At 38.6% G+C, this 11,744-nt stretch carries 11 protein-coding genes and 1 pseudogene; 11 read left to right on the forward strand and 1 reads right to left on the reverse strand.

From position 1 onward, the window contains the following. Positions 1-16 precede the first annotated feature (16 nt). Positions 17-742 (reverse strand): pseudouridine synthase, encoded by a 726-nt coding sequence (locus HT709_RS10860; protein WP_172924857.1) that lies wholly within the window; start codon positions 740-742, stop codon positions 17-19. Positions 743-903: 161 nt separating this feature from the next. Here HT709_RS10860 and typA point away from each other — a divergent pair, with 161 nt between their 5' ends. The 11 genes and pseudogenes from typA to HT709_RS10905 form a co-directional block, all read left to right on the forward strand. After that, the gene (gene typA, locus HT709_RS10865) at positions 904-2,745 is read left to right on the forward strand and encodes a translational GTPase TypA (protein ID WP_000164111.1); all 1,842 of its coding nucleotides are present in this window, start codon (positions 904-906) and stop codon (positions 2,743-2,745) included. A 19-nt stretch (positions 2,746-2,764) separates the two neighbouring features. Next, positions 2,765-3,019 carry a DUF3165 family protein gene (locus tag HT709_RS10870; RefSeq protein WP_000262804.1) on the forward strand — a complete coding sequence of 85 codons (255 nt, stop codon included), beginning with the start codon at positions 2,765-2,767 and terminating at the stop codon, positions 3,017-3,019. Positions 3,020-3,411: 392 nt separating this feature from the next. Continuing rightward, a complete protein-coding gene (locus HT709_RS10875; RefSeq protein WP_000850382.1) occupies positions 3,412-3,711 on the forward strand; it encodes a lactococcin 972 family bacteriocin in 300 nt (99 codons plus the stop codon). Positions 3,712-3,782: 71 nt separating this feature from the next. Beyond that, positions 3,783-5,804 carry a bacteriocin-associated integral membrane family protein gene (locus HT709_RS10880; RefSeq protein WP_172924855.1) on the forward strand — a complete coding sequence of 674 codons (2,022 nt, stop codon included), beginning with the start codon at positions 3,783-3,785 and terminating at the stop codon, positions 5,802-5,804. 1 nt (position 5,805) lies between these two features. Beyond that, positions 5,806-6,447, forward strand: coding sequence for an ABC transporter ATP-binding protein (locus HT709_RS10885; RefSeq protein WP_000571290.1), 642 nt, complete (start codon positions 5,806-5,808; stop codon positions 6,445-6,447). A 208-nt stretch (positions 6,448-6,655) separates the two neighbouring features. Next, the gene (gene murD, locus HT709_RS10890; RefSeq protein WP_172925763.1) at positions 6,656-8,008 is read left to right on the forward strand and encodes a UDP-N-acetylmuramoyl-L-alanine--D-glutamate ligase; all 1,353 of its coding nucleotides are present in this window, start codon (positions 6,656-6,658) and stop codon (positions 8,006-8,008) included. 1 nt (position 8,009) lies between these two features. Next, the gene (locus tag HT709_RS10895) at positions 8,010-9,068 is read left to right on the forward strand and encodes a UDP-N-acetylglucosamine--N-acetylmuramyl-(pentapeptide) pyrophosphoryl-undecaprenol N-acetylglucosamine transferase (RefSeq protein WP_138705094.1); all 1,059 of its coding nucleotides are present in this window, start codon (positions 8,010-8,012) and stop codon (positions 9,066-9,068) included. Between the two features lie 9 nt (positions 9,069-9,077). Next, positions 9,078-10,298 carry a cell division protein FtsQ/DivIB gene (locus HT709_RS10900; protein ID WP_172925764.1) on the forward strand — a complete coding sequence of 407 codons (1,221 nt, stop codon included), beginning with the start codon at positions 9,078-9,080 and terminating at the stop codon, positions 10,296-10,298. 138 nt (positions 10,299-10,436) lie between these two features. Beyond that, positions 10,437-10,568 (forward strand): hypothetical protein, encoded by a 132-nt coding sequence (locus HT709_RS12120; RefSeq protein WP_007284949.1) that lies wholly within the window; start codon positions 10,437-10,439, stop codon positions 10,566-10,568. A gap of 12 nt (positions 10,569-10,580) precedes the next feature. Next, a complete protein-coding gene (locus tag HT709_RS12125) occupies positions 10,581-10,703 on the forward strand; it encodes a hypothetical protein (RefSeq protein WP_001153673.1) in 123 nt (40 codons plus the stop codon). Between the two features lie 391 nt (positions 10,704-11,094). Beyond that, positions 11,095-11,637 (forward strand): annotated as a pseudogene (locus HT709_RS10905) (peptidase M50 family protein); the annotation flags it as partial. Positions 11,638-11,744 lie beyond the last annotated feature (107 nt).

The raw sequence follows: 11,744 nt of genomic DNA on the forward strand, positions 1-11,744 counted from the left end.
ACGGGTGGTTATGACTTTATCGACTCATCTCTAAATAGTTTTTAATGATTTGTAACTCTTTTTGGTTCAAAGGGAGGTAGTTACCTTCTGCTAAATCTGGGTTCAATGTAAAGTCCCCAAATTGGATTCTCTTGAGGCTAGTCACCTTAACACCAACCGAGAGGAACATTTTCTTGATTTGATGAAATTTTCCTTCTGAAATGGTGATAGAGGCTTGACTGAGGGAGAGACTTGCAGATAGAATCTCTAGTTTTGCGGGTTTACAGACAGTGCCATCTAAAAAGACAATTCCTTTTTGAAAGGCTTGGATATGGTCAGGTGTCAGAAGTCCATTAACTTTAACTTGATAAGTTTTATCGACATGATATTGGGGATGGAGGAGCTGAAAGCCTAAGGGACCGTTATCGGTCAAGAGGAGGAGTCCCGTTGTATCTCGGTCCAGTCGGCCGACGGCATAGAGCTTATCAGACTGGATGTCAGGCGGAAGGAGGTCCATGACGGTTGGAAGTTCCCTGTCTTTATTGGCTGTCACGACACCAACAGGCTTATGAAGCATCAGATAGGTGTGCTCATAGCCTTGAATGATTCGGTCCTGAAAAAGGAGTTCCTGTAGTCCTGTATCGATATTTTGGGCTAGGGAGCGGGCTGGGCAACCATCGACGAGAATATCCCCTTTGAGTAAGGCTTGCTTCATGGCCTTTCGGCTAACTTTTTCTTGGGCTAATAAATTATCTAAACGCATACTGTGCCTATCTTATCATAAGTCGCTTGCTTTGAAAAGGCTTGACGTGAAAAGAAAAGCGGAGTGAAAACATTTACACTTGCTTGAGTTATGTTATTTACCTGAAATTATGGTATAATCGTTCAGTTAGAAAATAAATTTTGAATATTATAGAGGAAATCATGACAAAATTAAGAGAAGATATCCGTAACATTGCGATTATCGCCCACGTTGACCACGGTAAAACAACCCTTGTTGACGAATTATTGAAACAATCAGAAACGCTTGATGCACGTACTGAATTGGCTGAGCGTGCTATGGACTCAAACGATATCGAAAAAGAGCGTGGAATTACCATCCTTGCTAAAAATACAGCTGTTGCCTACAACGGAACTCGTATCAACATCATGGATACCCCAGGACACGCGGACTTCGGTGGAGAAGTTGAGCGTATCATGAAAATGGTTGACGGTGTTGTCTTGGTCGTAGATGCCTACGAAGGAACAATGCCACAAACTCGTTTCGTATTGAAAAAAGCTTTGGAACAAGACCTTGTCCCAATCGTGGTTGTCAATAAAATCGATAAACCATCAGCTCGTCCAGCAGAAGTAGTGGACGAAGTCTTGGAACTGTTCATCGAGCTTGGTGCAGATGACGACCAGCTTGACTTCCCAGTGGTCTATGCTTCAGCGATCAACGGAACTTCTTCATTGTCAGATGATCCAGCTGACCAAGAAGCGACTATGGCACCAATCTTTGACACAATTATCGACCACATCCCGGCTCCAGTAGATAACTCAGATGAGCCTTTGCAGTTCCAAGTATCACTTTTGGACTACAATGACTTCGTTGGACGTATTGGTATCGGTCGTGTCTTCCGTGGTACTGTTAAAGTTGGGGACCAAGTTACCCTTTCTAAACTTGACGGCACAACTAAAAACTTCCGTGTTACAAAACTCTTCGGTTTCTTTGGTTTGGAACGTCGTGAAATCCAAGAAGCAAAAGCAGGTGACTTGATTGCCGTTTCAGGTATGGAAGACATCTTTGTCGGTGAAACCATTACTCCTACAGACGCAGTTGAAGCTCTTCCAATTCTACACATCGATGAGCCAACTCTTCAAATGACTTTCTTGGTCAACAACTCACCATTTGCTGGTAAAGAAGGTAAATGGGTAACTTCTCGTAAGGTGGAAGAACGCTTGCAGGCAGAATTGCAAACAGACGTTTCCCTGCGTGTTGACCCAACTGATTCACCAGATAAATGGACTGTTTCAGGACGTGGAGAATTGCACTTGTCAATCCTTATCGAAACAATGCGTCGTGAGGGATATGAACTTCAAGTATCTCGTCCAGAAGTTATCGTAAAAGAAATCGACGGTGTTAAATGTGAGCCATTTGAGCGTGTACAAATCGACACTCCAGAAGAATACCAAGGATCTGTTATCCAAAGCCTTTCTGAACGTAAGGGTGAAATGTTGGATATGATTTCAACTGGTAATGGTCAAACTCGTTTGGTCTTCCTTGTTCCAGCGCGTGGTTTGATTGGATACTCAACTGAGTTCTTGTCAATGACTCGTGGTTACGGTATCATGAACCATACCTTTGACCAATACTTGCCATTGATTCCAGGTGAAATTGGTGGTCGTCACCGTGGTGCCCTTGTTTCTATCGATGCTGGTAAGGCTACAACTTACTCTATCATGTCTATTGAAGAACGCGGTACTATCTTTGTCAACCCAGGTACTGAAGTTTACGAAGGAATGATCATCGGTGAAAACTCTCGTGAAAACGACTTGACAGTTAACATCACTAAGGCGAAGCAAATGACCAACGTTCGTTCAGCTACTAAGGACCAAACAGCTGTTATCAAGACTCCTCGTATCTTGACACTTGAAGAGTCTCTTGAGTTCTTGAACGACGATGAGTACATGGAAGTAACGCCTGAGTCTATCCGTTTGCGTAAACAAATCCTTAACAAGGCAGAGCGTGAGAAAGCTAACAAGAAGAAAAAATCAGCTGAATAAGAGCTAGAAAGAGAGAAAGATGGTCTATTTAGTCCTAGGGATTTTACTGCTCCTACTCTATGTATTTGCGACACCAGAAAGTATTAAAGGGACAGTCAATATCGTCGCTATGGTATGTATTTTAGTGGCACTTTTGGTTTTGTTGGCTCTATCTTTTCTGAAAATTTTTCAATTACCAACAGAAATGTTCCTAGCAATAGCCATGTTAATCCTAGCTTACTTTAGTGTGAGAGACATCACACTCATGCCAGTCAAAAAAGGTAAAAGAAGATAAAAAAGAGAGTTTTGGCTCTCTTTTTTTGGTAGGAATTTTACAATAGTTTGAATTGTTTTTTTACTATAACATCATCTCTTTTGCTTGGATAATATGAATGGGAAAAACTTGAATAAAATTTGTCAATGACATCTATTTAATATTTGGTTAGTACTGGTTGCAAATATTTTGAAATAAAACTACTATATAATATTATTCATATAGGTAATATAAAAATATTATTCATATAGGTAATATAGTAAAATATCTAAAAAATTCGATTTTTTCCTTGACAACAAATAATAAAAATGCTATTCTTATTATATAAGAAATCGGTTTCAAAAAAAGAGAGAGGAGGATTTATTTTGTTGCATTGTTGCTCAGGGTGTGCTTTTTTTGAAAGGAAAAATAAAATGAAAACGAAAAAACATAGATTACTTGCTCTAGCTCTTATTTCAAGCTTTACATTATTGGGAGCTGCATCAGCTGCTGTACAATATCCAGATGGAGGAGTATGGACATATGGAGAAGGTTCAGGAGGTGGTTGGGCTTTTTCAAATTACTATCATGGTAAAAAATATCATTCTTCTTCTCTTGTAAGTAAATGGGATAGTCATTCAGATAAAGGAACAGCAGTTGCAGGGAAAACTTCAGAGGCTTGGATTTGGACTAAATTTGGGGAACAAGTAGCATTTTACTATGACTATGACTAATATTTAGTTTTCTTAGATAATTCCCCTTGTAAGAAATTACAGGGGGGAATTTTGTTTACAAGGAGTCTACTATGAAGAAACTATTCATATTACTATCAACTTTTTTTCTCAGCTTCTTCCTTGCTTGGATTATTGTCTTACGTGCGCCACAATATTTATATGCAAGCTATGATTCCGTTTCTTTACTTCGTGTCAAAAAAGATACTCAGGAACCGACGCGTGAGGTATTTGAACAGGAATTGGAGAATTTTGCAAACTCAGAACAGAGTTTAATAGCTAGAAGAATTGTAGAGCCGAGTAAGGATGGGACAACTCACTTTACTTATGCAATTTATGGTCAGGGAACTTTACCAAAACAATTCCAAGAAGCTAGTCAAGAAAGTCGTGAACGTAGTGATCCACTAAATAGTTATCTCCTTTTGTCAGGCTCCTTGACGAAAGAAAAGCTTGCCGATAAATTAGGAGATTTGGGTTATAAAGCAATTCCTGACCGAAAGACACCGCCCTATACTCTTGCTTTTAGAATGTTACTAAATCCACTTATTTTAATTAGTTTAGCAATATTTGGCTTATCTTTCTTTGCTCTGGTGATTATTACTCGGATTAAGGAAATGAGAGCAGCAGGTATAAAACTCTTTTCTGGTCAGACTCTCTTATCCATCATGGGGCATTCTTTATCTACTGATATCAAGTGGCTCCTTCTATCAGCCCTCCTTTCCTTCCTAGGTGGGGGAGTCGTTCTTTTTAGTCAAGGTTTGTTTTATCCTATCTTGTTAGCCACCTATGGTTTTGGGATTAGTTTCTATCTGTTGTTTTTATTGGCGATTTCAATTTTACTAATGCTTCTTTATCTAATGAGTTTGAGTTACAAAGCATTAGTTCCTGTTATTAAGGGGAGATTACCCCTTAAACGCTTGATGGCTTTAACCCTATTGTGTCAGTTAGTAGCTGTTTTTACAGTGGGATACGCTGTTAAGACAGGCTTGACGTCTTACCAACGATTGAAAGAACTTGAAATTTCAAAACAAGCGTGGCAAGACAGAGCAGACTATTATCAAATTTCTTTTGGCTTAGGTGATAGAGGAAAAGATACAGAAAATCAGAGCAAGTGGTATGAATTTTCCAAAGAAGCAGTTGAACAAGAACAGGCTCTATTTGTAAAAGATAATCTCATTCATTTTGCAAATCCTCAAGGAAAAAATGAACAGGGAGAGACACTGGATACCTATAGTCCAGATGCTAATGTTCTCTATGTCAGCCCAAGTTATTTGGACAAGGAAAAGGTCGTGGTAGATGCTGAGACCAAACAGAAGTTAGTCCATCTTCAAAAAGGAGAATTTGGACTCTTACTACCAGAATCTCTTCGTTCACAGGAAGCAGAACTTAAGAAAGCTTTTGAAGAAAGTTTGAACTATTACGGGCAATCAAGTGAGGAGGCAAGTGCTCCTTTAGAGTATGAAATGAGAGCGATTATTAGCTATCTTCCAACTGGAGAAAAGCGATTTGTTTATAATAACGGTGAAAGCCCAGTATCCATTCAGTACTTAACCGATCCGATTTTAGTTGTATTTACTCCAACATCTACAGGTGATAGTTTCATTTCAAAATATGTTTGGTCTATCAATGCTGGAAAACAACTTTTTATCAAAGAATATGAGAGTGGGCTAGAACTCTTGAAGAAAGCTGGAATTTATGAGCAAGTATCTTATCTTAAAGAAGGAAGAAGTGTTTATCTAACTCGTTATAATGAAGTTCAAACTGAAACAGCAACTTTAATCCTAGGAGCTATTGTTGGAATAGCTAGTTCCTTGTTACTCTTTTATTCTGTCAATCTTCTATATTTCGAGCAATTCCGCCGAGATATTCTGATTAAACGAATTTCAGGTTTACGATTTTTTGAAACACATGCTCAGTATATGGTTAGTCAATTTGCCAGTTTTGTATTTGGTGCTAGTCTCTTTATTTTAAGCAGTCGAGACTTGGTGATTGGCTTGCTCACTTTATTCGTCTTTCTAGCTAGTGCAGTTTTGACGCTTTACCGTCAAGCGCAGAAAGAATCTCGTGTTTCTATGACAATTATGAAAGGAAAATAGGATGATTGAACTAAAGAATATATCTAAAAAATTTGGAAGCCGTCAGCTATTTTCAGATACCAATCTTCATTTTGAAGGTGGGAAAATTTATGCCTTAATCGGTACAAGTGGCTGTGGTAAGACAACACTCTTGAATATGATTGGACGATTAGAGCCATATGACAAAGGACAAATCATCTATGATGGCACTTCTCTTAAGGACATCAGGCCTTCTGTTTTCTTTAGAGATTACTTAGGATACCTATTTCAAGATTTTGGCTTAATTGAAAGCCAAACCGTCAAAGAGAATCTCAATCTGGGTTTAGTTGGTAAAAAGTTGAAGGAAAAAGAGAAAATCTCTTTGATGAAACAAGCTCTAAACCGTGTAAACCTCTCTTATTTGGATTTAAAGCAACCTATCTTTGAATTATCAGGAGGAGAAGCACAACGTGTTGCATTAGCGAAGATAATTTTAAAGGATCCACCTTTGATTCTCGCAGATGAACCAACTGCTTCACTAGACCCCAAAAACTCTGAGGAATTACTTTCTATCCTAGAATCTTTAAAAAATCCGAATCGGACCATTATTATTGCGACCCACAATCCTCTGATTTGGGAGCAAGTGGACCAAGTCATTCGAGTTACCGATTTATCACATAGATGATATGGTAAGATTCATACTCAATGAAAATCAAAAAGCAAACTAGGAAGCTAGCCGCAGGCTGTACTTGAGTACGGCAAGGCGAAGCTGACGTGGTTTGAAGAGATTTTCGAAGAGTATCAGTTAGAAGAAAGAGTCACAAACACACTTTGTGGCTTTTTTATTTCCATAAAAATGGTAAAATAGTAGGAGTAGAAATGGAGTTCGAGACATGAAAGTAATAGATCAATTTAAAAATAAGAAAGTCCTTGTTTTAGGTTTAGCCAAGTCTGGTGAATCTGCAGCTCGTTTGTTGGACAAGCTAGGTGCTATTGTAACGGTAAATGATGGGAAGCCTTTCGAGGACAATCCAGCTGCCCAAAGTTTGCTGGAAGAAGGGGTCAAGGTTATCACAGGTGGTCATCCTTTGGAACTTTTGGATGAAGAGTTTGCCCTCATGGTGAAAAATCCAGGTATCCCTTACAGCAATCCTATGATTGAAAAGGCTTTGGTCAAAGGTATCCCTGTCTTGACTGAGGTGGAATTGGCTTACTTGATTTCAGAAGCACCAATTATCGGTATCACAGGTTCAAATGGAAAAACAACCACAACGACTATGATTGGGGAAGTTTTGACTGCGGCTGGACAACATGGTCTTTTATCAGGAAATATCGGCTATCCAGCTAGTCAAGTGGCTCAAACTGCGTCAGACAAGGACACTCTTGTTATGGAACTTTCTTCTTTCCAACTTATGGGAGTTCAAGAATTCCATCCAGAGATTGCGGTTATTACCAACCTCATGCCAACTCATATCGACTACCATGGTTCTTTTGAGGAATATGTAGCAGCTAAGTGGAATATCCAAAACAAGATGACAGCGGCTGATTTTCTTGTTTTGAACTTTAACCAAGACTTGGCAAAAGAATTGGCTAGCAAAACACAAGCTACTGTAGTTCCATTTTCAACACTGGAAAAGGTTGATGGAGCTTATCTGGAAGATGGTCAGCTCTACTTCCGTGGAGAAGTGGTCATGGCAGCGAGTGAAATCGGAGTTCCAGGTAGCCACAATGTGGAAAATGCCCTTGCGACGATTGCTGTAGCCAAGCTTCGTGGTGTAGACAACCAAACCATTAAAGAAACTCTTTCAGCCTTTGGTGGTGTCAAACACCGTCTCCAGTTTGTGGATGAAATTCAGGGTGTTAAATTTTATAACGACAGTAAGTCAACCAATATCTTGGCAACTCAAAAAGCCTTGTCAGGATTTGACAACAGCAAGGTAGTCTTGATTGCAGGTGGTTTGGACCGTGGCAATGAGTTTGACGATTTGGTTCCAGATATTACTGGACTCAAGAAGATGGTCATTCTTGGTCAGTCTGCCGAACGTGTCAAACGGGCAGCAGACAAGGCTGGTGTGGCTTATGTGGATGCGACTGATATTGCAGATGCGACCCGCAAGGCCTATGAACTTGCGACTCAAGGAGATGTAGTCCTTCTCAGTCCAGCCAATGCCAGCTGGGATATGTATGCTAACTTTGAAGTACGTGGCGACCTCTTTATCGACACAGTAGCGGAGTTAAAGGAATAATATGAAAAAAATTGTCTTTACAGGTGGGGGGACGGTTGGACACGTTACCCTCAATCTTTTGTTAATGCCCAAGTTCATCGAAGATGGCTGGGAAGTCCACTATATCGGGGACAAGAGTGGTATTGAACACCAAGAAATCCTCAAGTCAGGTTTTGACGTCACCTTCCATTCCATTGCAACTGGGAAATTGCGTCGCTATTTCTCTTGGCAAAATATGCTGGACGTCTTCAAAGTTGGTTGGGGAATTGTCCAATCGCTCTTTATCATGTTACGAGTTCGTCCACAGGCCCTTTTTTCAAAGGGAGGCTTTGTCTCTGTACCGCCCGTTATCGCTGCGCGTGTGTCAGGAGTGCCTGTCTTTATTCACGAATCTGACCTGTCTATGGGCTTGGCCAATAAAATCGCCTATAAATTTGCGACGAAGATGTATTCAACATTTGAACAAGCTTCGAGTTTGTCTAAGGTCGAGCATGTGGGAGCAGTGACCAAGGTTTCAGACCAAAAAAATCCAGAACCGGATGAATTGGTGGATATCCAAACCCACTTTAATACAAAATTGCCAACGATATTGTTTGTCGGCGGTTCAGCAGGAGCTCGTGTCTTTAACCAATTGGTGACAGACCATAAGAAAGAACTGACAGAGCGCTACAATATTATCAATTTAACTGGAGATTCTAGCCTGAATGAATTGAGCCAAAATCTCTTTCGTGTTGATTACGTGACCAATCTTTATCAACCCTTAATGGAATTGGCTGACATTGTTGTGACACGAGGTGGTGCCAATACGATTTTTGAGCTCTTGGCTATGGCAAAATTACATGTCATTGTGCCACTTGGTCGTGAAGCTAGTCGTGGTGACCAGATTGAAAATGCAGCTTACTTTGTAAAAAAAGGCTATGCAGAAGAGCTTCAAGAAAGCGATTTGACCTTGGATAGTTTGGAAGAGAAGCTTGCTCACTTACTAAGTCACAAGGAAGACTACCAGGCTAAGATGAAGGCTTCTAAGGAATTGAAATCTCTAGCAGATTTTTATCAATTGTTGAAAAAAGATTTATCATAAGGAAAGTAAATGTCAAAAGATAAGAAAAATGAGGGCAAAGAAATCCTCGAAGAATTGAAAGAGTTATCAGAATGGCAGAAACGAAACCAAGAATATCTAAAAAAGAAGGCTGAGGAAGAGGCAGCCCTAGCTGAGGAGAAAGAAAAGGAAAGACAAGCTCGAATGGCTTCAAAATCTGAAGATTCAGATGCAACCGAGGACCAAGAGAGTGAATCTGATTCAAAAGACTCAGAATCAGCTAAGGAAGAGTCTGAAGAAAAAGTAGCATCCTCAGAGGCTGACAAAGAGAAAGAAGAGATAGAAGAATCAGAGTCTAAAGAGAAGGAGGAACAGGATAAAAAGCTTGCTAAAAAGGCTACAAAGGAAAAACCAGCCAAAGCAAAGATTCCTGGTATCCATATCTTGCGAGCCTTCACGATTTTATTTCCAAGTCTGCTTTTATTGATTGTCTCTGCCTACTTGCTCAGTCCTTATGCGACCATGAAAGATATTCGTGTTGAGGGAACGGTGCACACTACAGCTGATGATATTCGACAGGCTTCAGGTATTCAGGATTCGGATTATACGATTAACCTTCTGCTAGACAAGGAAAAATATGAAAAGCAGATTAAGTCTAACTATTGGGTTGAATCAGCTCAACTTGTTTATCAATTTCCAACCAAGTTCACTATCAAGGTCAAGGAATACGATATTGTGGCCTACTATATTTCTGGTGAAAACCATTATCCTATTCTTTCCAGTGGTCAGCTTGAGACTAGTTCTGTGAGCTTGGTCAGTTTACCAGAAACTTATATATCAGTTCTCTTTAATGATAGTGAAAAAATCAAGGTTTTTGTCTCAGAACTTGCTCAAATTAGCCCAGAACTCAAGGCGGATATCCAAAAGGTGGAACTAGCCCCAAGCAAGGTGACTTCCGATTTAATTCGATTGACCATGAATGATTCGGACGAAGTCTTGGTTCCCCTGTCTGAAATGAGCAAGAAATTGCCTTATTACAGCAAGATTAAACCTCAATTGTCAGAACCGAGTGTGGTCGATATGGAAGCTGGAATTTACAGCTACACTGTGGCGGATAAATTAATTATGGAAGCTGAGGAAAAGGCCAAACAAGAGGCCGAAGAAGCTGAGAAAAGGCAGGAAGAAGAACGTAAACGTTTAGAAGAAGAACAGAAAAAACAAGAGGAAGAGAGCAATCGAAACCAAACGACCCAGCGCTCATCGCGTCGCTAGGTTTTACCTTTTTTCTCATAGTACTTTAGTGACTAGTTTTTACGTTTAATATTTGACATCTGACATCTGTTTTTCTTTATGTTACATTATGCAGTGTAATCGATTGCAAAATAATTTTTTATGAAGAAGGTAACACATATGTCAGATGAAGTATTCTTATTTGAAGAAATTGAAGAAATCGTAGCCTCTACAGATGGTGAATTTTGGGGGAGTTTTACTTGGAACTGGGGTAGTTCTCTTAATTGGAGTAGCCTATTGTTAAAAAGATAGGGAGTGATAATCATGCAAGATAACTTTTTATTTGAGGAAATTGAAAAAATTTCAGTACCAGTTAGTGATTTTTCAGCTGGACTTGCAACAGGTATCGGATTTGGTTTAGCAATCCTTGCTCTTGCTGGTTGTTGAAGTTTGTTCATTTACTAACATTAAGCTTTTTCAATTTCATTTTAGACAGTCATTTGAATTTTCCGTATTAGTCTTGCAGCAAGAGATTAATAGAATTAGTTATTATTTTATTGATTGCGGACTGAGGGACTAGAGTATGTTTTACTTAGCCCCTCTTTTATTTATTAAAGGTTAGGTTTGTTATGAGAATTGTTGATAAGATTAAGATATTACCTACTCCTTATGAGGGACAGTATCATCTATATATACCATCCAGTAAGAAACATGTATTAGTTGGGAAACAGGAAAAAAATGGTTAGAGCAACTAATAGGTCAAGAATTTACCATATCGGACTTATTAGTGTTAGTAGGGAAGAAATATTATTTAAGATTTTATATTGTTCTTAGTAAAATGGGACTTATAGATTCTATGAAATCACGAAAAAAGATAAATATTTTTAAAATATCTTGGGACTTTAATATAACATTATCTGAAAAATTAAACTATAAAAGATTTAATAAGAATTTTGAAAAAATCCTATTTGGTATTTTCCCATTGGCTCTTATTTTGCAATGTTTTATTATGTATATTTATAGGGCGGATATTTTGACTAATTTCCAAAACTTTCCAATAACGCTAAACATTCTTTTACTTTGGTTGCTTGTTGTTATTATATCTGCAACGATACATGAATTTAGTCATGCAATAATTGCTAATAATTATCAAATTGAAATTCCAAATTGTGGAATAATGCTACTTTTGTTTAATTTGTCTTTTTTTGTAGATTTAAGTGGAGTGCAATTCCTAAAAAATAAAAAACAATTTTTGAAAATTATGTTAGCAGGAATCGCTTCAAATTCTATTTTATCCCTTATAGGTTTATTTATTTCAGTGTTTACATCGTATAAATTGCTTGGACTCTTATTTTTTATCATTAACTTGGGTATGATTTATAGGTCGACTTGCTCCTCTGAAAGTACTTTTAGAGGAGCTGTTTGACTTGGCTAGTTTTTGAAACTGAAATCTATTATACTACAAACTATTGAAAGCGTTTTAATTTT

This window comes from Streptococcus sp. 1343, from assembly GCF_013277355.1.
Taxonomy (GTDB): domain Bacteria; phylum Bacillota; class Bacilli; order Lactobacillales; family Streptococcaceae; genus Streptococcus; species Streptococcus pseudopneumoniae.